Source organism: Marinobacter gelidimuriae, assembly GCF_000372805.1.
GTDB lineage: Bacteria > Pseudomonadota > Gammaproteobacteria > Pseudomonadales > Oleiphilaceae > Marinobacter > Marinobacter gelidimuriae.
In genome coordinates, this window is sequence record NZ_KB889896.1 from 1 (window position 1) to 25,761 (window position 25,761).

The 25,761-nt window shown below is 51.6% G+C and carries 16 protein-coding genes and 1 pseudogene; 13 read left to right on the forward strand and 4 right to left on the reverse strand.

The genetic code is table 11. The features are described 5' to 3' along the window. The first annotated feature begins 9 nt into the window (after window positions 1-9). The 12 genes and pseudogenes from A3OI_RS21985 (at window position 10) to A3OI_RS0111655 (ending at window position 21,220) form a co-directional block, all read left to right on the forward strand. Window positions 10-222 carry a transposase gene (locus tag A3OI_RS21985; RefSeq protein ID WP_228702961.1) on the forward strand — a complete coding sequence of 71 codons (213 nt, stop codon included), beginning with the start codon at window positions 10-12 and terminating at the stop codon, window positions 220-222. Window positions 223-240: 18 nt separating this feature from the next. Next, window positions 241-465, forward strand: a pseudogene (locus A3OI_RS21990) (XdhC family protein); the annotation flags it as partial. A 470-nt stretch (window positions 466-935) separates the two neighbouring features. Beyond that, the gene (locus tag A3OI_RS0111605; RefSeq protein WP_018404433.1) at window positions 936-1,553 is read left to right on the forward strand and encodes a DUF1819 family protein; all 618 of its coding nucleotides are present in this window, start codon (window positions 936-938) and stop codon (window positions 1,551-1,553) included. After that, window positions 1,550-2,161 (forward strand): DUF1788 domain-containing protein, encoded by a 612-nt coding sequence (locus tag A3OI_RS0111610; RefSeq protein WP_018404434.1) that lies wholly within the window; start codon window positions 1,550-1,552, stop codon window positions 2,159-2,161. Before A3OI_RS0111605 ends, A3OI_RS0111610 begins: the two co-directional genes overlap by 4 nt. A gap of 41 nt (window positions 2,162-2,202) precedes the next feature. Next, window positions 2,203-5,787: a BREX system P-loop protein BrxC gene (gene brxC, locus A3OI_RS0111615; protein WP_018404435.1), complete on the forward strand. Its 3,585-nt coding sequence runs from the start codon at window positions 2,203-2,205 to the stop codon at window positions 5,785-5,787. 39 nt (window positions 5,788-5,826) lie between these two features. Then, window positions 5,827-7,179: an ATP-binding protein gene (locus tag A3OI_RS0111620; protein ID WP_018404436.1), complete on the forward strand. Its 1,353-nt coding sequence runs from the start codon at window positions 5,827-5,829 to the stop codon at window positions 7,177-7,179. Between the two features lie 92 nt (window positions 7,180-7,271). Continuing rightward, window positions 7,272-10,766: a BREX-1 system adenine-specific DNA-methyltransferase PglX gene (gene pglX / locus A3OI_RS0111625; RefSeq protein ID WP_018404437.1), complete on the forward strand. Its 3,495-nt coding sequence runs from the start codon at window positions 7,272-7,274 to the stop codon at window positions 10,764-10,766. 10 nt (window positions 10,767-10,776) lie between these two features. Then, entirely contained in the window at window positions 10,777-12,057 is a 1,281-nt protein-coding gene (locus A3OI_RS0111630; RefSeq protein ID WP_018404438.1) for an AAA family ATPase, read from the forward strand. After that, window positions 12,054-12,689 (forward strand): retron system putative HNH endonuclease, encoded by a 636-nt coding sequence (locus tag A3OI_RS0111635; RefSeq protein WP_018404439.1) that lies wholly within the window; start codon window positions 12,054-12,056, stop codon window positions 12,687-12,689. Before A3OI_RS0111630 ends, A3OI_RS0111635 begins: the two co-directional genes overlap by 4 nt. After that, complete coding sequence (gene pglZ / locus A3OI_RS0111640) at window positions 12,686-15,184, forward strand: BREX-1 system phosphatase PglZ type A (protein ID WP_018404440.1); 2,499 nt, start codon at window positions 12,686-12,688, stop codon at window positions 15,182-15,184. The genes A3OI_RS0111635 and pglZ overlap by 4 nt, the downstream gene beginning before the upstream one ends. 65 nt (window positions 15,185-15,249) lie before the next feature. Beyond that, window positions 15,250-17,322, forward strand: coding sequence for a BREX system Lon protease-like protein BrxL (brxL, locus tag A3OI_RS0111645; RefSeq protein ID WP_018404441.1), 2,073 nt, complete (start codon window positions 15,250-15,252; stop codon window positions 17,320-17,322). A 418-nt stretch (window positions 17,323-17,740) separates the two neighbouring features. Next, the gene (locus tag A3OI_RS0111655) at window positions 17,741-21,220 is read left to right on the forward strand and encodes a class I SAM-dependent DNA methyltransferase (RefSeq protein ID WP_018404443.1); all 3,480 of its coding nucleotides are present in this window, start codon (window positions 17,741-17,743) and stop codon (window positions 21,218-21,220) included. A gap of 1,140 nt (window positions 21,221-22,360) precedes the next feature. On the opposite strand, the gene A3OI_RS22775 is transcribed toward A3OI_RS0111655, so the two are convergent. The 3 genes from A3OI_RS22775 to A3OI_RS21190 all read right to left on the reverse strand — a co-directional run bounded on the left by A3OI_RS22775 (window position 22,361) and on the right by A3OI_RS21190 (window position 23,741). Then, entirely contained in the window at window positions 22,361-22,573 is a 213-nt protein-coding gene (locus tag A3OI_RS22775; protein WP_143751463.1) for a hypothetical protein, read from the reverse strand. A gap of 137 nt (window positions 22,574-22,710) precedes the next feature. Further along, window positions 22,711-23,202 carry a hypothetical protein gene (locus tag A3OI_RS0111665; RefSeq protein WP_018404445.1) on the reverse strand — a complete coding sequence of 164 codons (492 nt, stop codon included), beginning with the start codon at window positions 23,200-23,202 and terminating at the stop codon, window positions 22,711-22,713. Between the two features lie 68 nt (window positions 23,203-23,270). Next, on the reverse strand, window positions 23,271-23,741 hold the full coding sequence (locus A3OI_RS21190; protein WP_018404446.1) for a DUF2628 domain-containing protein: 471 nt from the start codon (window positions 23,739-23,741) through the stop codon (window positions 23,271-23,273). Between the two features lie 336 nt (window positions 23,742-24,077). On the opposite strand from A3OI_RS21190, the gene A3OI_RS0111675 reads away from it, so the two are divergent. Next, window positions 24,078-24,842: a hypothetical protein gene (locus A3OI_RS0111675; protein ID WP_018404447.1), complete on the forward strand. Its 765-nt coding sequence runs from the start codon at window positions 24,078-24,080 to the stop codon at window positions 24,840-24,842. Window positions 24,843-25,019: 177 nt separating this feature from the next. Here the strand turns inward: A3OI_RS0111675 and A3OI_RS0111680 are convergent, their stop codons facing one another. Next, entirely contained in the window at window positions 25,020-25,379 is a 360-nt protein-coding gene (locus tag A3OI_RS0111680; protein WP_018404448.1) for a YajD family HNH nuclease, read from the reverse strand. Window positions 25,380-25,761: the final 382 nt, after the last annotated feature.

The following is a 25,761-nucleotide window of genomic DNA, read 5'->3' on the forward strand; positions in this document are numbered from 1 at the left end:
GGGATTTTTCTGGAAGTTGATGAACGGTACACCACCCAGACTTGCTCGTGTTGTGGCTCTTTGAGCCCCAACAGTCCGAAAGGTAGAGCAGGCCTTGGAATAAGAGAATGGACCTGTGAGTGCGGTGTCACTCACAACCGCGATTCCAATGCGGCCAGGAACATTCTCGCGCTTGGGCATAAGCGTCTAGAGGTAGGAATCCCCTTCCAAAAAGCCGGTTAGGCGTTTGGTGGGGAGGATGTCAATGATCATGCTTTTAACTGGAGTAAATCAGGAAGCACTGTTTGGCTGTGCACTGTATTGGCGACCTATGGCTCCTCTCCTCGTGCTCCGGGCGCCATGCTGGTGGCCCGTCAAGATGGCCGGCATGTGGGGTCGCTTTCTGGCGGTTGTGTTGAGGAAGACTTTTTAGGGCAGCTGCAGGCTGGAAGATTTTCTTCGGCCAACGAGATCATTCGCTATGGTGGCTATGTTCGCATTAAATGTTGATTAGCTCTGAAGCTAATCAACATTTAATGCGAACATAGCCCTTCTGATCAATCAGTAATGGAGGCATGTTGTCTGTCGTCTTGTTGAGGCCTAGAAGATTACGAACCAAGCTTGCCGGGCGATGACTCGACTTTGATTAACGTGCTTATATCTGAGCGATGGGCGGCGATCAGCGCCGCTGCCGCTCCTGCGCCAGAGTAACCCATCAAAACCACTGACTGGGCACGGCACGCTGTTTGAGCTGGTCGATTGCTTCATTTGTTAGCGGTTGACCCGGCAAAATATGGCATGCGCATAAGTAAGTCGGGGAATAATTTGAGGTTTGCTACTCGCATCGTTACATTGGGGTTTGTCGGAAATTTGGGCCATTTTGTGTAAAATTAGGAGTGGATCCGCTCAAACATTGACCATCTGTTGAATTGAATAGACAAGAGCACGGAAATCGAATGGCAAGCAACAACCGGTATCGAATCTCTTTCACCTCTGGCAGCCTTTATCATCGTGAATCGGTTCTTCTGGCCGGGCTTTTTCATGAGCTTGGCGACTGGGAATCTGTGCGGGTAGAAGGTGTAAAGCGCAACCTTCTCCAGGCAAGAACAGAAAGCACCGCCAAGCGGGTATGCCGTGAAACCGTTGCTCGCTTGAAAACGCTTAGCGAAGAAGAATTGGATTTCTTGACCGAGGGCAGCCCTCATGACCAAGCGCATATTTTATGGCTGGCGGTTTGCAGGCTTTACCAGTTCGTCGCCGATTTTGCCATGGAGGTTATAAGGGAGCGTTTCCTGTCGATGAAAATCGATCTGACCTATGAAGATTTTGATGCGTTTTTCAATAAAAAATCAGAGTGGCACGATGAACTTGATCAAGCGAGCCCGTCTACAAGGGATAAGTTACGCCAGGTGACCTTCAGGATGCTCCGGGAGGCCGAGCTGGTGATCAAAGGGAAAACGATCAATAGAGTCATTCTCAGCCCCAAGTTGGTAGGGCTCATTCGTCAGAACAATCCTGATGAATTTCTTTACTTTCCCGTTTTTGAATCCGATATCAAAGGGATGTCACTGTGAGTAAAGACATTGCCAGAATGCCGATGCAAGACCGGTTTCAGCATCTTTATAGCGTTATTTCAGGGCAGCGGTTCCTGAATAAACAAGGGCTCGGCAATGAAGTGCCATTTTTTATCTGCCCTTTTAGGATCGAAGAAGCGGTCGAAATGGAGCGCCTGCAAAGCCAATTGGTTAACCGCCTGGAACAAACGGGAATTAAGGTTCTCAGCATCAATCTATACGATCTCGCCGTAGAGCTTCTTAAAGAAAGAGAGTTATGGAGCCAGGTCATTGAGCTTGAACCGACGGTTTCAAAAGGCGAACTGACGGATCTGCTTCAAGGAGTTCTGGATCCCGAGGCGCACCTTGTGCCGGCGATCGCGAAGAAGTTACACGCTGTAGAGTTCGACGTGCTGTTTCTCTCGGGCGTAGGGGAGGTCTTTCCCTTTATCCGTTCTCACAATGTGCTCAATAACTTACAAAGTACGGCGAAAGACAAGCCAACGGTGATGTTTTTCCCGGGGACCTATACCCATTCGCTGGAAACGGGTTCCTCGCTGGACTTGTTTGGCAAGCTTCACGACGACAAGTACTACCGCGCGTTCAACATCTTTCATTACGAAGCCTGATCGGACGTAAAAATCGAGGCGCCTTTATTAAAGGAAGTGCAATGACACTGAAGAACATCTTTTTAAAACCGGTTGGCCGCCCGATCGAAGGTGTCATCAAAGCCGACGACGAGGCCAGCCTTCGCCTCGAAATTGACGAATACGTGCTGACGAACGAAGTTGAAAAGCGCCTTGAAGATTTTCTGGATGCCTACAACAACTACGAAGGTGCGAACGGTGTTTGGGTTTCCGGCTTCTTTGGGTCGGGTAAGTCGCATCTGCTTAAAATGCTGGCCCTATTACTTGAGAACCGGATGCTCGAAAGTCAGGAGATGGATGGCGCTTCAACCCTGGAACGTTTCCTTCCAAAATGCATCGACAACGAAATTCTCCGAGCTGGCTTGAAGAGGGCGGTCGCCATTCCCTCAAAGAGTATTTTGTTCAATATTGACCAGAAAGCCGACGTTATCAGCAAAACCCAAATCGATGCGCTGCTGGCGGTATTCGTCAAAGTCTTTGACGAGATGCGTGGTTATTACGGCAAACAAGGGCACATCGCCCAGTTCGAGCGTGACTTGGACAGCCGCGACTTTTACCAGCGGTTCAAAGCCGAATATGAAAACGTGGCCGGGCGGTCTTGGCAGAGAGGTCGTGAGCAGGCGATTTTGGAAGGGGCGAATATCGCCAAAGCTTACGCGGCGGTGACCGGAGTCGACCAACAGTCGGCAATGGGTATCCTTGATAAATACCGGAGCGATTACCGTGTCTCGATTGAAGATTTTGCGGACAACGTTAACGCGTATATCGAGAAGCAAGCGGCTGAAGGCGGGCACAAAGAATTTCGTCTGAACTTCTTTGTCGATGAGGTAGGCCAGTACATTGCCGACAACATCAAGCTGATGACCAACCTGCAGACCATTGCGGAAAGCCTGGCCACCAAGTGCCGGGGCCGCGCCTGGATTGTGGTCACCGCTCAGGAAGAAATGGAAAACGTCGTTGGTGAGCTGGGCAAGCAGCAGGGGAATGACTTCTCAAAAATTCAGGCGCGCTTTAACAACCGCATGAAACTGTCCAGTGCAGACGTGGCCGAAGTGATTCAGAAACGCCTGCTGACAAAGACCGAGGAGGGTGTTAATCAGCTATCGGATGTTTACCGCTCGCAGTCCAACAACTTCAAAACCCTTTTCGACTTTGCGGACGGTTCAGCCACCTACCGTAATTTTCGCGATCGGGACCACTTCATCCACAGCTACCCGTTTATTCCCTATCAATTCGCACTCTTTCAGTCGGCGATTCAGAATTTGTCGCAGCACAGTGCGTTTGAAGGCAAACACAGCTCGGTGGGTGAGCGTTCCATGCTGGGTGTGTTTCAGCAAGTTGCCATCCATATCGGCGATCACCAGGTAGGTCAGTTAGCGACTTTCGACCTTATGTTCGAAGGCATCCGGTCTGCACTGAAGTCACAAATACAACGCGCAATCATCCAGGCCGAAAATCACCTGGACGGCCCGTTCGCGATTCGATTGCTGAAAGCTTTGTTCCTGGTGAAATACGTCAAAGAGTTCAAACCAACCGTTCGCAACCTCTGTGTGCTCATGCTGGACGCATTCGATCAGGACCTGCCGGCACTTCGGAAGAAAATCGAAGAGGCACTCAGCCTGCTGGAACAGCAAACCTATATACAGCGCAACGGTGACCAGTACGAGTACCTGACCGACGAAGAGAAAGACGTCGAACAGGAAATCAAGAATGTGGAAGTCGAGTCATCCGACGTTGCAGATGAGCTTGAGAAGATCATCTTCGACTACGTCATCAAGCAGCGTAAGATCCGCTACGAAGCAGGCCCCTCCCAGAACCAGGGGCAGGACTATACCTATTCACGCAAGCTGGATGACCGGCTGCACGGGCGCGAATACGAACTGGGCATTAATGTGGTCAGTCCATTTCACGAGCATACTGACAACGAGCAAATGCTCCGCACCGCTTCAACCTATAAAGCCGATGAACTGTTCGTTCTGATGCCTTCTGATGAGCGTTTGGTGCGTGATCTGCTAATGCTCAAACGTACAGAAAAATACATTAAACAAAACATCTCGGTGACTCAACAAGAGTCTGTTAAGCGAATTCTGAACGACAAAGGCTTCCAGAATCGTGAACGTGAAGCCCGAATACGGCAGCAGGTTCAGTCGCTCCTCAGCAAGTCCAAGCTCCTGATTGGTGGCGCGGATGTAGAGGTGGCTAACGAAGACCCACAAACCCGCATTATTCGGGGTTTTCATGAGCTGATTGCCCGCGCTTATCCCAACCTTCGCATGCTGCGAGGTGTTTCCTACTCGGAAAACGATATAAGCAACTGCCTGAAGCGGGCAGAAGACGGTTTGTTTGGTAATGATGCGACCGCCCTGGCGGAGTCCGAACAGGAAGTGCTGGCCTTTATTCAGAGCAACAATCGTGGCGGTGTTCGCACCACCTTGAAGGGCCTGCTGGAAAAATTTGAGCGCAAGCCATATGGCTGGTACTACGCCGCTATTCTATGCACGTTGGCCAACCTGTGCGCACGCGGAAAGGTAGAGGTTCGTCTCGACGGTAACATCCTGGAAGATGCCGAACTCGAACGCGCGTTACGCAACACCCACGGGCACAACAACCTGGTTCTGGAACCGCAAATAGAGTTTACAGCGTCCCAGGTGCGGGCCCTCAAGGCGTTCTATGAAGACTTTTTCGACGGCCCGCCCCGAAGCAGCGAAGCCAAAGCCTTGGGCAAGGAAACTGGCGAGGCCTTTCAGGACATGTTCCATCAGCTTAACCCGCTGGCAGCACAGGCTGGCCAGTACCCGTTTCTCAGTGCCTTAAAGCCTGCTTTGGAAACATTGAAGGACGTTGCCAGCAAGCCTTACACCTGGCACCTGACCGAATTAAGTAAGCAGGAAGACCAGCTGCTTGATCTGAAAGAGGACGCCATAGACCCCATTCGAAAATTTATGAGTGGGTCACAGAAAGACATCTACAACCAGGCACGGTCACTGCTACAGACCCAAGAACCCAATTTCATCTATGTGCCCGGAGATGAGATCGAACAAATCCGCTCGATTCTCAACGATCCCAAGTGCTACAAAGGCGGCCGCATCCAGCAGCTCAAGGGGCAACTGGACAGCCTGAAAGAGCGCATTGATGAAAAGGTTAACCAAACTCGTTCCAGAGCGGCCGCATCCCTGAACACCATGCAAGAACGCATGCAGAGCATGGATGAATACCAGTCGCTGCCGGAACCCCGTCGGGCGGAACTGAACAGGCCTTTCCAGGATCTGAGCGAGCACATCGGCGGGCAACAGATCATCGCTGTCATCAACGACCGCCTGCGTTTTTTTGAAGAAGAGGGCTATCAGAAGGTTTTGGCCAGAATGGTGGACCTGGCCAACCAAAAATCCGCGCCTTCCCCAAACCCGGAACAATCCGCTAAGTCAGAGGGCGCCGACAAGCCACACCAGGTCAAGGAACCGCCCGCCGTGTACGTTCATTCACGCAACCTTCACGTTGCCTACGACAAAGCCTGGCTGGCCGATGAAAATGATGTAGACCGCTACTTGGCGTCCCTACGCGAAGCCTTGCTGCAAGAAATCCAGCAAGGCCGCAAGGTGCAAATTTAGAATGTGCAGATTTAGATTGTGCAAGCCAAAGGGGTGGCTATGAACGACGCAGAACGGATTTGCCTGCCACAAAGGCGCCGCCTGAAAATGGACGGCAGCCGGGAAGCTGTGCCTTTCTACCCCCACGAATTTGTGCAGCGCCAATCCAGCATTGGTGTCACCGACCCCTCCGCGCTGCCACTGGAAAACCTTGCGGTTGAAGATCTGGACCCAATTCAGCGTATCCGCATCCGGAATGCCATCAAGAAATACGGCGGCGACCAAAGCCTGCTTCCGCTGGCGGATGAAGAGCTGGATGGCGCTCTGGGGCTGACAGTGACGGTAAGCGGCAGGCGTCACCCGACAGTGGCGGGTTTACTGCTGCTGGGCAATGAGACGCAGCTGCGGCAACACTTGCCGTCCCATGAGGTGGCATTTCAAGTGCTGCGTGGCACCGATGTGCTGGTCAACGAGTTCTACCGCAAGCCACTGCTGGAGACCTTTGAAGAGGTCGAGCTGCTGTTCCGGGCTCGGGTGGAAGAAGAAGAAATCCAGATTGGCTTGTTCCGCGTGCCCATTCCCAATTTTGATCGGCGAGCTTTCCGCGAGGCCTTTGTAAACGCGCTTGTGCATCGCGATTACAGCGCTCTTGGCGCAGTTCACGTCAGGCTGGATGGCGATGGCCTGAGTATCAGCAACCCCGGCGGTTTTGTAGAAGGCGTCAACTTGGACAACCTGCTGGTAGCCGACCCCCGTTCCCGCAATCCGTTATTGGCCGACATCATCAAACGCATCGGCCTGGCCGAGCGCACCGGCCGGGGCATTGACCGGATCTTTGAAGGCATGCTCCGATATGGACGCACAGCCCCGGATTACTCTATGTCATCTGCTTATACTGTCGCCGTGCGCATGAGCGCTGCGGACGCAGACGCCGAATTTCTGCGCATGATCGTTCAACGCGAGGAACAAACCGGCACCGCCATGCCCATCGACAGTTTGATAATTCTGTCCCGGCTGCGTAATGAGCGGCGGTTGAGAACAACGGATTTGGCCAGATCCGTGCAAAAACCAGAAACTGTGGCTCGGGGCACCTTGGAGAAGCTGGTGGAAGCCGGGATGGTGGAAGCCCACAGCACCGGTAAAGGCCGCACTTACACCCTGAGCGTTAAGGTTTATCAGGGCGCTGGCGAGAAGGCAGCCTATGTCCGTCAGGCGGGGTTTGAACCCATTCAGCAGGAACAGATGGTGCTGAACTTTATCGATACCCACGGCAGTATAAAACGAGCGGATGTGATTGAGCTGTGTCATATCAGCCCTGACCAGGCTTACAAGCTATTAGCGAAGCTGAAGAAAAAAGACCTGATTAAGCAGGCTGGCGAGCGCAAAGGGGCCATTTACGAGCGCCCGCGTTAATTTATGCGCTCAGCGCATATATATGCGCCTCTTTATGCGCCAGCGTAAATAACCCCCTCCATTACAATGAATCAGCGCCAAGGTAAGCATTAATGGAAACCGCAAAACTCAAAAAATTCGCCCAGTTCGCCCGTCGCAGCCTGATTGAACAGGTCAGCGCCAAGCTTAAGCTGGTGCTGGCGGAGGAAAACCCAGCCCGGCGGGAACGCCCACAGGTCATTAAAAAGCTGGAAAATGCGGTTGCGGAGCAGGGCAGGGAACAAGTCATCGAGCGGGTGGCCTATATTTGGTTCAACCGATTCTGCGCTCTGCGCTTTATGGATGTGAACCGCTATAACCGGCTTGGCATCGTTTCACCCGCAGAGGGGCAGTTTCAGCCCGAGATTTTGGCCGACGCCAAGATGGGCCAGATTGATGAAGAGATGGTAGCAGAAGCGACCCGACGGCGAATTTTCGCTTTGCTGGATGGCAAAACACCCAGCCAGGACCCGCAAGGTGAGGCCTATCGCCTGCTGGTGGTAGCCGCCTGTAACCACTGGCACAGCGCCATGCCGTTTCTGTTTGAGCGCATCGACGACTACACCGAGCTGTTGATGCCGGGCGACCTACTTTCGGGCAACTCTATTCTCGCCTATACCCGCGAGGCCATGACACCAGACGCCTGTGAAGATGTCGAGGTGATCGGTTGGCTTTACCAGTTCTACATCTCTGAGAAGAAAGATAAGGTCTTTGAAGGACTGAAGAAGAACCAGAAAATCACACCGGCCAACATCCCCGCCGCCACCCAGCTTTTTACACCGCACTGGATTGTGCGCTACTTGGTAGAGAACTCTCTGGGTCGCCTTTGGATGCTCAACCGGCCAAATTCTGAGCTGGTCAAGCAGATGGATTATTACATTAAGCCAGCGCCTGCGGCGGATGGTAGAGAGGAACCGGAAACCGACTTCCTGCGCATCAACAAACCGGAAGAGATCAAAATCTGCGATCCAGCCTGCGGCTCCGGCCACATGCTGACCTATGCTTTTGATTTGCTTTATGCCATCTACGAAGAAGAAGGGTACGAGCCCGCTGATATCCCGGCCAAGATCCTGATTTATAATCTATTCGGTATCGAGATCGACGAGCGTGCCGGGGCGTTGGCCGCTTTTGCGCTGACTATGAAGGCGCGAGCTAAGCAGCGTCGCTTTTTCCGCAATCCGGTACAACCCCAAATCTGCGTGCTGGAAAACGTTCACTTTGATGAAGGTGAACTCGACGAGTATATGGCTGTAATCGGGCGTGATCTGTTCACCGACGAGCTGCGCGATACGCTGTTGCAGTTCGAACAGGCTAAAAACTTCGGCTCGCTTATAGTGCCGAAACTGCGCGACCCGGTAGAGGCGTTGCGGGCGGTCGCAGCACGGGACGTTGCGAACGATCTGCTGCTAAAGGACTTGCATGAGCGGGTTGTCGCCGTGCTGCGCATGGCCGAGGCCCTCGCCCCCAAATACCACGTGGTGGTGGCCAATCCACCGTATATGGGCAGTAAGAGCATGGGTGATGCCCTTAATATTTACACCAAAGAAAACTATGAAAGATCGTGGGGAGACTTGTTTGCTGCGTTCATGGAGGTCGGGCTGCGCCTTGCTTTAACGCAAGGTTCTGTAGCAATGATAAATATGCAGTCGTGGATGTTCCTCTCCTCATTTCAAGGCTTGCGTGAGCGGCTACTTTCTCATTGTTACTTTCCCTCGGTACTCCATCTTGGAACACGCGCATTCGACACAATTAGTGGCGAAGTTGTATCGACGGTCGCCTTTGTAATCGAGAAGAGCGGACAGAAGGGGCGTCAGTCAATCTTTTTTCGCTTAACTGAAGAACAAGGGGAAGCCGCAAAATCAAACCTCCTCCTGCAGGCAATAAATAGTGGTAAAGGCGAAATCTTTTATCCTGTGGACGCTTCCGTCTTTGAGGACCTGCCGGGCACACAGTTTGCGTACTGGGCCTCAAAAACAGTCCGAAGATCTTTCAAGGAAGGAAAGCTTTCAGACCATGTTGATGTGATTCAAGGCATCATTACTGGGAACAATGACCGCTTCATAAGGTCATGGTATGAAATATCCCATGACTTTATTGATTTCACACCACATCAAGGGCGCGACATAAACAAACACTGGCTGCCATACCTCAAAGGTGGAGAAAACCGAAAGTGGGGTGGCGGCCACAGTGAAGTCGTGGATTGGAGGAAGGACGGTACAGATTTAGTTCGAGCGCGCACTCAAAACTCCGCGCTATATTTCAAAAAATGTATCACATGGTCGCGTTTATCCACGAGCGGTTTTTTCTGTCAGTTGGCTGGTGAAGGCTTTCTTTGGGATGTTAATGGGTCAATTGCAGTCCCTAAGGACGACAGAAATGCACTTCCGCTATTGGGCTTACTTGTTTCCAAAGTGTCCGGCGTAATACTTGACATACTTGCGCCAACGATGAGCAAAAATATTGAAAGTATCAGCGCAATACCAGTGCTTGGCAGCGTTTTGAGCGGAAGCCACAATACGCTCGAAGACATCGTGGTCATTGCCAACAAAGATTGGGACGCTTATGAAACCTCCTGGGATTTTACCACGTTCCCGCTGCTCCAATCTGATCACCGAGCTGAGACCCTGGAGGGTAGCTATTCGAGCCTGCAGGCCCACTGGCAGTGCCTGACCGACGAGATGCAGCGGCTGGAGGAAGAGAACAACCGCATCTTTATCGATGCTTACGGCCTGCAAGACGAACTGACGCCTGAAGTACCGCTGGAAGAGATCACGCTCACCTGTAATCCAGCCTATCGCTATGGCGGAAAAGCCTCGGTCGCCGACCGCGAGACCCGCCTGCGCGCCGATACCGTGGCCGAGTTCCTGGCCTACGCCGTGGGCTGCATGTTTGGCCGCTATGCGTTGGACAAGCCGGGGCTGATCCTGGCCAATCAAGGCGATACCATCGAGAACTACCTGAAACAAATCCCGGAGCCCAGTTTCCCGGCGGATGACGACAACGTCATCCCTATGCTCGACGGGGACTGGTTCACCGACGACATCGCCGAGCGCTTCCGCGAGTTTCTCCGAGTCACCTTCGGTGAGGAGCACTATGAGGAGAACCTCCGCTTTGTCGAGCAGGCGCTGGGCAAGGACATCCGCAAATACTTTCTGAAGGACTTCTACAATGACCATGTGCGGCGCTACAAAAAACGCCCCATTTACTGGCTGTTCTCGTCGCCCAAGGGATCCTTTAATGCGTTGATTTATATGCACCGCTACCGCCCCGATACGGTCAGCGTGGTGCTCAACGATTACCTGCGGGAGTTCCGCACCAAACTGATGTCTCGCCGGGATCACCTTGAAGCGGTCAGCATCAGCGCCAGTGCCTCTTCGGGGGAGAAGACAAAAGCGATAAAAGACATCGAAAAAATCAGCAAGATCATTGTTGAGCTGGGTGACTACGAGCGTGACGTGCTGTATCCGCTGGCTACCAGGCAGGTGGAAATCGATCTGGATGACGGTGTGAAAGTGAATTACCCGAAGTTTGGCGACGCCCTGAAGAAAATAACCGGCCTGTCCGGCTAGGAGCACAACGATGCATATCAACAACCTTACTTTGCAACGATTCCGCGGTGCACAGGATCTATCGCTCGACCTGAGCGAAAAGTTAAACGTCTTTGTCGGAATGAATGGCGCGGGTAAATCGAGCATTCTGGATGCGTCGGCCATTTTGTTTTCCTGGCTGGCCAACCGAATTAAGCACTCTGGCGCCTCGGGTAGGCCAATTGCTGAAGATGACATCAAGAATGGCGAGTCTTCAGCCAATCTGAAAATTCAGCTCTGTGAACAGGGCTCCTACTTTGGGTGGAACCTGGCCAAGGTCCGCAAGGGGTACAGTAAAAAAGATCTGGCTTCCGTGTTGATTTCTGCCTCTGAAGCCGCGAAACGGATACAAGGGGCAATAACCGAAAATGTGGGTGACGTTAATATCCCGCTGTTTGCTTATTACCCTGTTAACCGCGCTGTACTCGACATTCCTTTGCGTATCCGCGAAAAGCACCAATTCGAACTGCTGTCTGCCTATGAGGAGTCGCTGACCAGCGGCGCAAACTTCCGCACGTTCTTTGAATGGTTTCGAGAAAGAGAAGACCTTGAGAACGAACATCGTAAATACAGGGATGATCTCATAAAGCCTGACGATTTCCAGTTTCCAGACCCTCAGCTTGCAGCTGTAAGGCGGGCTTTGGAAATCTTTATGCCGGATTTCACGGAGTTGACCGTTAGGCGCAACCCGCTGCGAATGGAAGTCCTGAAAAATGGGCAGCGGCTGACAGTGAATCAGTTGTCGGACGGTGAAAAGTGTCTGATGGCGATGGTTGGTGATTTGGCTCGGCGCCTGGCCATCGCTAACCCGCGAAGAGCAGATCCGCTCCAAGGGGATGGCATCGTTATGATCGACGAGATTGACTTGCACCTGCACCCTAAGTGGCAGCGGTTAGTGGTGCCTAGGCTTATGGAGGTGTTTCAAAACTGTCAGTTTCTGATATCCACTCATTCACCGCATGTGATTACCCATGTGCGTCCTGAGAACCTGTTCCTGCTCAGTATGACCGATGAGGGCAAGCTGGACGCCATCCGCCCCGTGGAATCTTACGGAAAGACTGTTGACCGCGTGCTTGAGGATTTGATGGGGCTTCAAACAACTCGGCCCAACCAGGTGGAAAGTGACATTCGGGGCATCTACACGCAGATTAGCGAGGGTCATCTTGAAGCCGCCAAGAGTTCTATCACAACGCTGGAACAGGAGATCGGTGAAGATCCTGAATTGGTCAAAGCGAAGGTGCTGATCAGGCGCAAGGAGCTGATTGGCAGATGAAATATGTGATCAAAAACAAAGAGCCGGTGCCATTTGCTAAATGGAAGGCGCTGGCTAATGACGAATGGCAGCCAACTTACAACGATTTGAGTGGCGAAACCAAGGCGTTTGTCAAAACCTCATTGATGCAAGAGCAAGGTTTTCTCTGCTGCTACTGTGAACGACGGTTAACGGAGAATGACTCTCACATCGAGCACCTCCAGCCCCAACGCGACCCGGCAGTCGATCCGCTGGACTACCGCAATCTTCTCTGCTCCTGCCAGAACCAGATCAAGAAGGGGGACCCCCGCCATTGCGGCAATTTGAAGGCTGACTGGTATGACCCTGCGTTATTGGTTTCGCCCTTAAACTCAGACTGCGAAGGTCGATTTACGTTTGCGGGCGACGGTTTCATCACCCCCGCCGAGGCGCATGATGCTGCCGCGAGGGAAACCATTGTCAGGCTCGGCCTGGATAGTCCAAAGCTGAATGATCTGCGCGCCAACGCTATCGAGCCCTTTTTGGATGAGAGCTTGACTATGGATCAGTTGAGCCAGTTTGTTGATGGTTATTTAGGCACGGGGCCAGAGGACCGCTTCGGCGAGTTCTGGACTACGATTAGGGCCCTATTTGGAGACTTTGTCGCCGCATGAGCAATCGAATCTCACAAGCTCTGACAAAACTGTTCGACCGCCACCGCATTGTGTTCTGGTACGACACCAAGCACGAGCTGCGCAACGATTTTGAGTCGGTGTCACTTCCGGATGTAGAGAAACTGGAAATCGCCAACAATGAGTACGGGCTGAAATACCGCGTCCTGCGCGAAGCGCCAACGCAGAAGTTTCTGCTGTACAAAGAAGGGCCGCAGCCAGCGGAACTGGATAATTGGCTGCTGGACGTGCAGTTGGCACACGGTGAGTTTCGTACCGATCAGGTGGCTATCTGGCTGTCTGAGTTGGAGTTGGGGTTGGAGTTTGCCGAGATTGCGCAGGCTCACGCTGAATTCTTCCAAGCCGAGAAACGCAAAGACGCCCTGAAAAAGTGGCTGAAACCCGACGATACCGCTGGCCAGTTGCGGCTGAAAATGCTGGCCGTGTGTGCGGGTAGCGAACCCCGTATGGACTCGGTGGTGGAGACTTTGCTTCAGCAGTTGGCCGATGACAGGGTTGAGGGCATACGGCTGATTGAACGCTGCGGGTTGGACACCTTCCTCTGGGAGCAACTCACGCGCTTTTATGGCTACGAATCCAGTGAGCCGAGCCTCCGAGATTTCGTTATCGCGTTATTTAAATCCTGCTATGCCATGAGTACCGATGGCGAGTTCAACATGACCGGCGATGCTTTAGTGTTTCTTAAGCGCTGGAAGGACAGCCGTCAGTTCGAGTCAGGGTTCGAAGCCTTATCTGCTGAGTGTGCCGATGTGCTTGGCATTGAGCAGGATTTGGGCAAGCGGGATTTCCGGGACCTGATTGAATTGGATTACTTCCGCCTGATCGACCAGAAGATTATCAGTGACCTGGTGCGAGCCGTGGTTGGGCGCACGGTGACCAGTGGTGATGTGGCCCTCTGGGTGCGTCAGCGGCGCCAGGGGCATTGGTACGATGAATTCCGTGATCTTTATGAGGCCATCGAGTTTGGCGCCCGCTTTATCCAGATGCTGGGCGAGGCCAAGCTCACTATGGAAAGCTTGGCCGATGGCGTGCAGCGATACAGCCGCGTCTGGTTTCAGCTCGACCAACTCTATCGCAAGTTTACCTACCATGTGCGAGTGTCCGGCCAGCCATCACTGATGGAGGAGCTGAGTGAGCAGATGGAAAATCTGTACTCCAACAGTTATCTGCTGAAGCTTGGGGACGCATTCCAGATTCATGTGGATTCGAGTGCCCGCTGGGAAGCGTATCCGGTCGTTCAGCAAAACACCTTTTTTGAGCACTGGGTACGCCCATTCCTGCGCAAAGACAAACGGGTGTGTGTGATTATTTCCGACGCCATGCGTTATGAGATCGGGGACGAGTTACTGAGCCTTATCCGTCAGGAGGACCGCTACAGCGCCGAGCTTGAGCCTGCACTCTCCATGCTGCCCAGTTACACCCAGCTCGGTATGGCCGCTCTGCTGCCCAATAAAACCCTGGCCATCGCCGACAATGACACCGGCACGGTGCTGGTGGACGGCCAGAGTTCCCAGGGCACTGTCAACCGTACCAAAACTCTGCAGGCGGCCCTGGAAGGACGTGGTCAGGCCATCCGGGCCGATGAGTTTATGCAGCTCAACCGCGATGACAGCCGGGACATGTTGAAAGGCAACGATGTGCTGTACATCTATCACAATCGCATTGACCACACTGGCGACAAGATGCATTCGGAAGGGCAGGCCTTTGAGGCGGCACAACAGACCCTGGATGACCTGATTCGCCTGATCAAGAAGCTGACGGCAGCCAATGCCAATAACCTGCTGGTGACCGCCGATCACGGCTTTATCTATCAGAACCGCGAACTGGATGAGAGCGATTTCCTCAGTGTGCCCGCCAACGGCGACACTATTCTCTACCGCGACCGACGTTTCGTATTGGGGAAGGGTTTGGCATCCTCTCCCGCGTTCCATCACTTCTCGTCTGAGCAGCTTGGTCTGGACGGGGACATGGAGGTGCAGGTTCCCAAATCCATCAACCGGTTGCGCTTGAAGGGTTCTGGCAGTCGCTTTGTGCATGGCGGTGCGTCGTTACAGGAGGTGGTGATACCGGTGCTGAAGGTGAACAAGAAACGCCAGAGCGATGTCAGCGCCGTTGAGGTGGATATCCTGCGCGGGGCTAGCTCGGTGATTACCTCTGGCCAACTTGCGGTTACCCTGTATCAGTCTGGGCCGGTAACGGAAAAAATTCAACCGCGCTTGCTGCGTGCTGGCATCTACACCGAGGCTGGAGAGCTGATTTCCGACAGCCACGAGCTGGTGTTTGATTTGACCTCAGAGAACCCCCGTGAGCGTGAGCTGCAGGTGCGATTTTTGCTGTCCCGCAAGGCGGATGAAGCGAATGGCCAGGAAGTGTCCTTGCGGCTTGACGAGCAGCATGCCGGTACGTCTCATTACAAAGAATACAAGTCGCTCAGGTATATGATGCGGCGTTCCTTTACCAGCGATTTTGATTTTTGAGGGAGCAGGCAGATGGATAATTTTTACTCTGCCGCTCTAAATAACGAAACACCAGAGGAAACATTGTGAGCGCACTGGATGCCAAAATTAACCAACATTTCCCTGGCGTGGTTGTTCGCAAGGATTTGGTGAAGGCGGTGAAGGGCAACGCTATTGTTCCCTCGTATGTGTTGGAATACTTGTTGGGGCAATACTGTGCCACTGATGATGAGGCAACGATTGAAACCGGGATCAGTACGGTTAAGGAAATTCTGGCCAAGCACTATGTTCATCGCAATGAGGCCGGCCTGATTCGCTCCAATATCAAAGAGAAGGGGCGCTACAAAGTCATCGATAAGGTGACTGTGTCACTGAACGATAGCCGAGATGTGTATGAGGCTGAGTTCGAAAACCTTGGTATCAAAAAGGTGCTGGTTGATTCGGGCACGATCAAGAAGCACCCGAAGCTTTTGGTGGGTGGGGTTTGGTGCATTTGTGATATTGAGTACGATTTTAGTGAGGATGGCAAATCCACCCCGTGGGTTCTCCTATCCTTAAAACCGATCCAGCTTTCGAGTCTTGATTACGACGCTTACCTGGAAGGGCGCAAGCAGTTCACTACCAGTGAGTGGATTGATGTACTAATGCAAAGCATCGGGCTGAACCCCGACGCGTTCGGTCGCCGTAGCAAACTGATTCAATTGGTGCGCCTTATTCCTTTCTGCGAACGAAATTACAACTTGATTGAGTTGGGGCCAAAGGGAACGGGTAAATCTCACGTGTACTCTGAATTTTCACCCCACGGAACTCTGGTCTCCGGGGGAGAAGCTACCCTGGCAAAACTGTTCATCAATAACACCACGGGCAAAATTGGGCTGGTTGGTTATTGGGATGTGGTTGCTATGGATGAGTTTGCTGGCAGTGGCAAAAAACCTGATATAAAGCTCATTGATACGCTGAAGAATTACATGGCCAACAAATCCTTTAACCGCGGTACTGGCCCGCAGGGTGCAGAGGCGTCCATGGTCTTCATTGGTAACACCTCACACAATGTCCCGTACATGCTCAAACACGAGCATCTGTTCATGGATTTGCCAGAAACCTATAGAAACAGTGACGGCCAAGCCATTCTGGATCGCCTTCACTGCTTTTTGCCAGGCTGGGAAATGGACAATCTCCGCAATGATATGTTTTCAACCGGTTTTGGCTTTGTTGTGGACTATCTTGCTGAGGTACTTCGGTCCCTGCGCAGCTATGATTTTTCCGACCGCTATCAGGACCGCTTCACTCTTTCGTCAGATATTTCGACCCGTGACCGGGATGGTATCAACAAGACCTTTTCTGGCCTGATGAAGATCCTGTTCCCGCATGGCGGGGAGACTAGGGATGAAATCGAGGAAATACTGCGTTTTTCAATGGAAGGCCGCAAGCGCGTCAAAGATCAATTGATGCGCGTGGACTCAACCTACGCCACGGTTAACTTTTCTTATCAAAACGCCGGTGGTGAGAATCAGCAGGTGACGACGCTGGAAGAGGAAGAGTACCCGGCCTACTATCACAAAATGATGAGTGATGCGGATGACGCAAAAGGTGTTGACCTAGCGGCTCCAGAGGGTTTTGCCGCAGTTAAGCCGCAGCCTGTCGCCAGTGCCCCCCAGGCCATTTTGGAAGAGAAGCACATTACTTTTCAAGAGAACCAAAAAGGTGTGTCGTATGAGCTTCTGTTCGGCCCTTACCTGAAAGATGCCACGAAAATCACCATTACAGACCCGTACATTCGACTGTTCTATCAGATCCGAAATCTGATGGAATTGTTAGAGCTGATCGTCAAAACCAAGGCTGAAGAAGACGAAATATCGGTTCATCTAGTCACCAGTCGCGACGAATTCAAAGGTGAATTGCAAGACGATAGTTTTGAGAAGATGCGGAGTTCTGCTGATACCGTCGGCATCAACTTCACCTGGGAATTCGATGAAACTGGCACAATTCACGCCCGCCACATTGTTACTGACACCGGATGGAAGATATCTCTTGATAGGGGATTGGACATTTTCCAACACTACGAAATGAACGATGTATTTGCGTTTGCTAATCGTCTACAAAAATACCGATCGTCAAAGGCGTTTGAGGCAACTTTTATCCGGCATCATGATAAATAGTGACGTGTTGTCACGGCCTACTCGTCCCGAGACTAGCGACAGGTACTGTATGGGCGGGCTAAGACGCCAAGACTTGGGTTTGTTACTAAAGTTCGTTTCGCTGCAAAAAGAGGCGTATAAGGCCATGCCAGGGCAAGAGTCAGTGGCTGATAAGTATCTGATTTATAAGAATTAATGGTGCCCTCGGCAGGACTCGAAACAGTAATCTTAGTAATTGAAAACGTTGAATTTAAATTATCGTTATTGACACTAGTACCCGCAATAGTACCCACAAAAAAATTTCCTTCTTTGCTCGTGAAAACATGCGAATGAGTGCTGTCAGGCTAAAACTCATAGATATAAAACCACCATGTGCTTGAACGCATTCCGGGTAGTCGGGATACTTGCGTAAAATTTTACGTTGTTAAGGAGTAGTAGCTTGGATGCTGTCGCACCCGCTGAAGAAGTAGAAAGTTTCATCAACAAGTGGAAGGATAACAGCGGCAGTGAACGCTCCAACTTCCAAACTTTCATTGGTGACCTCTGCACCCTGCTGAAGCTCCCCGATCCTGATCCAGGCAAAGGCGACACCAGCAAGAATGCGTATGTATTTGAGCGGTTTATTCCATCCCAACGGGTCGATGGTAGTACTGAGAGCCGATATATAGACCTCTACCGTCGGGATTGCTTCGTACTGGAAGGCAAGCAGACAAGCAAAGAACTGGCGACTCGGAGCCACCAGAACGCTATCAATGCAGCCGTTGCACAAGCTGAGCGTTACGTTCGGGGGCTTCCCATCGAGGAAGTTGAGCACGGCAGACCGCCTTTCATCGTAGTGGTAGATGTTGGCAACGCAATTTACACCTACTCAGAGTTCTCGCGCACCGGCGGCAACTACGTGGCCTTTCCTGATCCCCGCCGTCACGAAATCCGCCTGGAAGACCTCAAAGATCCAGAAGTACAGGATCGGCTTCGCCGCTTGTGGCTTGACCCCGACAGCCTAGACCCCAGCAAACATTCTGCGCGGGTAACCAGAGAAGTCAGTAACAAGCTGGCCCAGCTTGCCAAATCCCTGGAACACAGCGGTTACGACGTTGAACGAGTCGCCAGTTTTCTTAAGCGATGCTTGTTCACAATGTTTGCCGAGGATGTTGAGCTACTGCCCAAATCGTCTTTCCATGACTTGCTGGTGGACATCAAAGATCGCAACCCTGATATGTTCTCCCATGCCGTGAAGGCACTCTGGGAAACCATGAATACCGGCGGATACAGTGAACGGCTAATGCAAACCGTTAGACGCTTCAACGGCGGCCTTTTCAAAGGTATCGACCCCATTGCATTAAACGCCAACCAAATCCAAATGCTGATTGACGCGGCAAAAGCTGACTGGCGATTTGTGGAACCAGCCATTTTTGGCACCTTGCTGGAGCGGGCTCTTGATCCCCGAGAGCGGCACAAGCTTGGCGCCCACTACACTCCCCGAGCTTACGTGGAACGGCTGGTTATGCCGACTCTCATTCAACCACTACGGGAACGCTGGGGTGACGTTCGAGCCGCTGCCGAAACGCTACTACGCCAAGATAAGAAAGGCACCAATGACAAAGCGTTGGCAGAGGTGCGCGCGTTTCATTACCAACTCTGCCAAGTTCGGGTGCTTGACCCAGCTTGCGGCAGCGCGAATTTTTTATATGTGGCTTTAGAACACATGAAAAGGCTGGAAGGGGAAGTCCTCGCCTTTATATCCGAACTGACTCGAGGCCAGGGTGTTCTGGAAAGTGAAGGTCTTACCGTCGACCCGCATCAATTCCTCGGCCTGGAGGTGAACCCCCGAGCGGCTGCCATTGCCGAACTGGTTCTTTGGATTGGTTACCTGCAATGGCATTATCGCCTTAACGACCGCCTGGACCTTCCCGAGCCAATACTGCGGGATTTTAAGAACATTCAGTGCAGGGATGCGTTGATTGAATACGATAGCCGGGAGCCCGAAGTTGGCGAAGGTGGCGCCCCAGTGACAATCTGGGACGGTATCGGCGTGAAGGTGAGTCCTGTCACTGGGGAACTGATACCAGATGAGGCAAGCAGAGCTATTGTTTACCGCTACAACAACCCGCGACTAGCTGAGTGGCCGGAGGCCGACTATATCGTGGGCAATCCGCCTTTCATTGGCGCTTCGACCATGCGCCGTGCTTTGGGCGATGGCTATGTTGATGCTGTGCGTAAAGTGTTCAAAGGGGTGGTGCCAGACTCCGCTGACTTTGTTATGTACTGGTGGCATACCGCCGCTGAAAAAGTGCGACACGGCCAAGCCCTGCGCTTTGGTTTCATCACTACCAACAGCTTGAGGCAAACATTTAACCGGCGTGTCATTACTCCTCATTTGGCAGATCTCAAGAAACCGCTTTCATTGATACTGGCTGTTCCAGACCACCCTTGGGTAGACGTGAATGACGGCGCAGCGGTTCGCATTGCCATGACGGTAGGGGTCGCTGGTGAACACACCGGACAACTGCGCCAGGTCATCAAAGAGGTCTCAAGCGAAGATAGAGAAGCCCGCGAAGTGCAGCTCAGCCAGCGCATCGGCAAGATTTTTGCTGACCTTACCATCGGTGCCGATGTAGCGAGCGCCAAAGCTCTTAGAGCAAATTCAGAGCTTACAAGTCGGGGGGTTATGCTGTTTGGCTCTGGCTTTATCGTAACGCCGGAAGAAGCCGCCGAGCTGAGTATGGGCGAAGTAGAAGGCTTCGGGGAAGTGATACGCGAGTACCGTAATGGGCGCGATCTTGCCCAGAAGCCTCGTGGTGTGAAGGTGATTGACTTATTTGGCTTCCAGGCCGAAGAAGTGCGAGACCGTTATCCATCGCTCTACCAGAGGGTGCGGGAGCGGGTAAAGCCGGAGCGTGACCAAAATAAAGATAAAGCTATCCGAGAAAACTGGTGGTTACATGGCCGTCCCCGTCCGGAGTGGCGTTCTTATGTCCATGACCTGCCTTGTTATATCGCCACTGTCGAAACAACTAAACACCGATTATTTACCGTTTTGAGCAAGGATATTCTTCCCGACAATATGTTGGTTAACATCGCCGTGAATAGCTCGGAAATTCTCGGTGTACTATCAAGTCGCGCACATACCTTATGGGCACTTTCGGCTGGAGGGACACTCGAAGACCGCCCTCGCTATAACAAAACCCGTTGCTTTGAAACTTTTTCCTTCCCTGTTCTAACCGATGACCAGGCCGTAAAAATCAGTGAGCTGGCGGAGCGTATCGACAGTCATCGAAAACAGCAACAGGCGAAACACCCTGCTCTGACGCTGACCGGAATTTACAACGTGCTAGAAAAGCTACGTGCCAGTAACCAACTGACTGACAAGGAACAGACCATTAACCAGCAGGGGTTGGTTAGCACGCTTTTAGAAGACCATGACAAACTAGACCGTGCAGTGTTTAAAGCCTATGGCTGGCCCGATTTGGCTGAGAAGCTGGTTGGGCGACCGGGCGCGACTACACCATTACCTGAAAAGACTAATGAGCAGGCCGAGGCCGAACAAGAATTATTGATGCGACTTGTGGAGCTAAACAAGCAGCGAGCTCAAGAGGAAGTTCAAGGAATTGTCCGTTGGCTTCGGCCTGAATACCAAGCACCGGATGCCATTCAGGAAGAGATTGATGTTGCGCCCACGGAAATCGCGGCAAAGCCACAAGTTGTGACAAACACCGGCAAAGCCACCTTTCCAAAAGCTATACCGGAGCAATTACGGACGCTCAGAGAGGCGTTGGCAGAGCGTTCGCACACAACGGACAGCTTGGCCGCACTTTTCAAACGCAAACCTGTAAAATCTGTGGAGGAGGGACTGCAATCACTAGTTGCAGTGGGTGTCGCTGAATATGAGGCAGGCACCGGCATCTGGCACACGATTTAACTACTTACGCACTCGAATCGGGATCTGACAATCGCTTTATGAGGCACATAAAACCGTAAACTTAAAAAGCATCCTCACCTGATTGAACGGAGGCTTCCCTTGAGGCTATCCCGAGTGTGTGAGGTTAAACCCGAATTCAGGGTGTAGAGAAAAGGCCGACGGCAAGGGTCGATGTATCGCGCCAGCAAAAGGAGCCAATAATGTCGGAGCCAAAATATTTAACATTGCCAGAACTCTATCCTGGCTCAAGCCAGCGCGAGACAGCGCCACAGGTATCTCAAGACACTACGCCGGCGGACAGGGAGCTGTTCACGCAATCTGAGCTGTTTATGATAGCTAGAATCAGATCAGACAGGCGATTCAGGAATAAAGCTTGGTACGTGAGAGCTTGGCGTTCTTTTCGTCGAAAGACCGCCAGCGGGTAAACTCTCAGGCGTTGCGGCTCTGCGTCCCTGTGCTGGCCAGGCCATGGGAGTACCTTTTGATTTGGCGCGTAGGCTCCAGCTTACAGGCGGCGTAGGTAATGGCTTACAAGGTTGTCAGCGATAACGTACAGGCTGTGTAGGCGGTGGCTTACAGGGCTTGTAGGCAGTCGCTTACAGGTGGCGTAGGCGCTGGCTTACGCGGTCGCACACATTCAAAGATCTACAGCCCCCACGGTCTTGCCAGTGCCTCTGGCTGCATTGCCTGTTAAAACGTACAGGGTTTTGATTGCGCCTTGCTGGCGGGCTCTCTGGGGCGTCCTGCCTGATTCGGTGCGGCTTATTCGTTTCAGGTTTTATCAGGTTTTGGCGGAAACGAATGTTAGGTTTTGTTATGTTTTGGCGAAAACAAATGTCAGGTTTTATGAGGTTCAAACCTTAACAATTATGAACATGCCTGCCCTTGGATAAGCGGCATCATCAGCCCTGAACCTTGCCGCCATTTGCCATATTCCATCGGGCAAAATACTAACATTTACTAACAGGGTTCCACCTGAGCAAACCTGGCTTCCTGAATGTATAGTTTTGTAAAGTTCTGTGACTGCCACTTGCTCGCGTTTGAAACGCGGTCAAACCTGTAATTGATGAAGCTATTGCACCTACGCGCTGGCTGGCTGGCTGGCTGGCTGGAATGCTGCCCGATAACATCAAGATTGCATCAAGGATTCACTAAAAGATGACGCGGATCTGCGTCTTCACCAAAGCGCACGTGGGCTGGAATGCTGACCATCACTGCATCCGCGATGCCTTGGGCCGTCCACCAGATGATGGGCATACTCACGGTACGGCGGGTGGCGCTGCCCGATTCCCTACTTTTCCCTACCCACAGAGGCACCTTCTTGTTGCGCTCACGTGCAAGAGGGCTGGCCAATCTTTGATTTTTTAAGGTTCTCGGCCCCAGGCATCATCCACTCGCCCACGCGCGTATTGCGCAGAAAACTGCACCCAACGTGCAGGGTGTTGTGGGGGCTGAGGGTTAGATACCCTCGGCTACCCGATTAGGGGTTTTCATCTATTAAGCGCCATGAAACCATACATAAAGAATGGCAATGTAACCACGATTGTTATGGTAAGAAGCCCGATAAACTTTAATAGCCATTTGCTTTTTCCCTTAGCACAACGCCAGAGAACAACTACAACGAATATAAAATACGGATTAGTGATAGCGGAATAAATTGCTAGTTTCGAGTATGGAGCTTGACCCAGTTTCGCAGCTACAAATGCAAAGAATATTACGACTAAGCTCCCTGCCATTGAAATAACCCAGAATGCAGATTTAAGTGATTTTGACCCTTTCCAGTATTGTTTGAGTGAATCTTCTGTTTGAATATTAGAGTATGGCTCAGGTCTCTCAGGAATATCAATATTTGACTTTTTCATTACGGATTCGATAGCTGAATACGCAGTTTCAGTCAAATTACCGGACTGATGGAGAGCTACTAATTCATCGGGTTGCTTTTGTGAATACAGCTCGATAAGAGATTTTTCAGAGATTTCCATTTTTACCCCTAACGTAAAAGTAAGGGGCTGCGCGCTTTTGCGCAGTCCCGCTTGACTGCCGGGTTAGGCTAATGACGCGCAAACATGGGTATGAGAATGGCGGCGAGAATGCCAATGACCGGCAACCCACCAAACACCCAAATAACCCAGGTTTGAACACCTCCCTTGTAGCGAAGATATTCCAGTAGTTTAGGTTCATCTTTCACGGTGAGTTGTGCAGCAGCAATCTTTTTCTTGATGTTGTTGTGATACAGCGAATCGGCATAAATCGCGAACGCGATCCACGGCACAAATAATACGATGGCAGAGAGTCCCGGAGAGCCAGCCTTCTCGAATATATTCGACAAGAATATGATGCCCAAGAATGCGAAAAACCATCCGAACATTTTTCGATAGAGTGCCCAGACTCCACCACAAAGGAAGGCCGGCCAATTCCAGCTTGCTTTCAGGCCGGACCCTAGCCGGTCAAATTGCTCGAACTTTGTGAGGTAGTAGATGCGATTTTTGTCGCCAAGGATTGTTTCATACAGATTTTGCATATTTGCTCCCTTCGTAAAAGCCTAACGCCCAGCTGTGCGGAGAGCGAGCGAAGCGAGTGATTCCGACACCAGCTGTTTGTGTCCGCCCAGCATGGGCATGAACTAATGGGGTGAAAGTCCCCTGTGGGAAGATCACCGTTCAGCCGGTTTTACCCGATTGAACGCTAACCACTAACGAATGGCAAGAGCCAGTCCTATCAACTAAGATGGGCTTAACGCCATCCGGAGTTCAAGCTTTTAGTAAGTATCTAATCGAAGGGATGAAGCACCTTGCTGAGTCGGCGGAAAAGCACTGAATTCCTATACCGCCGAAACCTGACTCGGGAGCAAAATTGAATGGAAGCTGAAAAAAAATCACATGAGCCTACCGCAATCTTTTCCTTGTTTCTGATGCTTTTTTGCTCATCTCTCGCATTCGCTGCTGACATAAGAATGGCCGCGCCTCAGGAAAAAATCGACACTTCCAAGATCATTGTGATCTCAGGTCCAATTGAACGCGGGGACACGGAATCGTTAATTAATTTGATACTTCAGCTTCCAGAGGAGCACATACCCGTTGGAACACTTATTCTCGGGCCTTCAGCAGGAGGCAACGTAGAAGAGGCAATGAGTATTGGTTTTTTAGTGCGAACTTTAAAATGGAAAGTTGTAGTTTTGGAGCAGTGTTACAGCTCCTGTTCACTGATAGCGTTGTCAGGTGTTTACCGTATTTTTTTGGGTGAAGTAGGATTGCACCGCCCATATTTTGATCCAAAATTTTATAGTGACATGGACCCTTATTACGTCGAGCAATGGCATCGGCGCGTAAACGATCAAGTGCGAAAATTCTTAGAAGATGCATACGTATCTGACTCCGTCATCGATAGAATGATGTCTGTCAGTTCGAGAGAAATGTGGACTCTCTCGGCCTATCAGGCCGATGATATTTTTTCCAACTTTCATCCCTATTTTGAAGAACTTATTTTTGGAAAGTGTGGGGATCTGCCAATAACCGTTCCAGAGTACGGTATGAATTTGCGTTGCCTTACTCGGGAGATCACAGCGATGCAGAGGCAATCGTTAATTACCTTTCTTAGAGCAGTGATGGAAGGAGAGTATTGAACCTTGTCAATCTCCTGGCTCCCCCGGTAATCCCCCCATTTTTAGCAGGGGCAAACATTGGAAAGCGGGCCTTTTTGCAGTGCCGGAATCGGCTGGTAACGTGCCTAAATTAGCCGACATTACTAAGCGGTGAGTGGTTCAATTACTGGGGAGCAGGTCAAAGGATGTACCACCGAGCTACTTCTTCTTATCCATTTTTTCCTTTAAATCTGCGAAGGGATTATGGGTTGCTGGGGCTTGATTGCTTTCTTTTCTACTGCCATAACGCACGAGATTTTCGAATTTGGAGCGCTCCTCATCGTGGCAATAGAGACACAAGAGTTCCCAATTACTGCCGTCCGGCGGATTGTTATCATGGTTGTGGTCAACATGATGAACAGTTAACTCCGGTAGATTCTTACCAGCAAACTCCCGCGCGCAGCGGCCACAAATATGGGGAAAGAGTTTCAGCGCCTGCTCTCGATAGCCTGAAGCTCGTTTAGCGTTGTATTTCAGCTGTTCAGCCCGAACTTGGTCGAAAGTAGATTTTTTATTCATAGCGAAACTTGAGTCCTTATAGTTTCCTTACAGCTAACGCCTTGCTCACCGGAAAATTAGGAGCGCAGCGAGTAATTTTTCCGAGTGCAGCAAATTGTGTACGCCCAGCATGGGCATGAACTAATGGGGTGTAAGTCCCCTGTAGGAAGATCACCGTCGAAAACCATGTTGTGATTAGACGATAACTACTAGCGAATGGCAAGGGCTTGACCGTGAGGTCTGGTCTGGAGGAAGCCGGACGCAAAACTGCGAGCTGATGAACAAGAACATCATATGAGGCGTAGGCCGGAGGCGAGTTGGCACAAGACGACGAAGCCGTGTGATCTGACGGCCACCGTAAATGATGCAGTTGTGCAGTGAAAGTTCATGTTCTTATCTGGGG

Coding starts and splice junctions, on each gene's coding strand:
- A3OI_RS21190 (WP_018404446.1), bottom strand. CDS start 23,741: ATGCAAAATCTGTATGAAACAATCCTTGGCGACAAAAATCGCATCTAC.
- brxC (WP_018404435.1), top strand. CDS start 2,203: ATGACACTGAAGAACATCTTTTTAAAACCGGTTGGCCGCCCGATCGAA.
- A3OI_RS0111620 (WP_018404436.1), top strand. CDS start 5,827: ATGAACGACGCAGAACGGATTTGCCTGCCACAAAGGCGCCGCCTGAAA.
- A3OI_RS0111635 (WP_018404439.1), top strand. CDS start 12,054: ATGAAATATGTGATCAAAAACAAAGAGCCGGTGCCATTTGCTAAATGG.
- pglX (WP_018404437.1), top strand. CDS start 7,272: ATGGAAACCGCAAAACTCAAAAAATTCGCCCAGTTCGCCCGTCGCAGC.
- A3OI_RS0111605 (WP_018404433.1), top strand. CDS start 936: ATGGCAAGCAACAACCGGTATCGAATCTCTTTCACCTCTGGCAGCCTT.
- A3OI_RS0111630 (WP_018404438.1), top strand. CDS start 10,777: ATGCATATCAACAACCTTACTTTGCAACGATTCCGCGGTGCACAGGAT.
- pglZ (WP_018404440.1), top strand. CDS start 12,686: ATGAGCAATCGAATCTCACAAGCTCTGACAAAACTGTTCGACCGCCAC.
- A3OI_RS0111665 (WP_018404445.1), bottom strand. CDS start 23,202: ATGGAAATCTCTGAAAAATCTCTTATCGAGCTGTATTCACAAAAGCAA.
- A3OI_RS0111675 (WP_018404447.1), top strand. CDS start 24,078: ATGGAAGCTGAAAAAAAATCACATGAGCCTACCGCAATCTTTTCCTTG.
- A3OI_RS0111680 (WP_018404448.1), bottom strand. CDS start 25,379: ATGAATAAAAAATCTACTTTCGACCAAGTTCGGGCTGAACAGCTGAAA.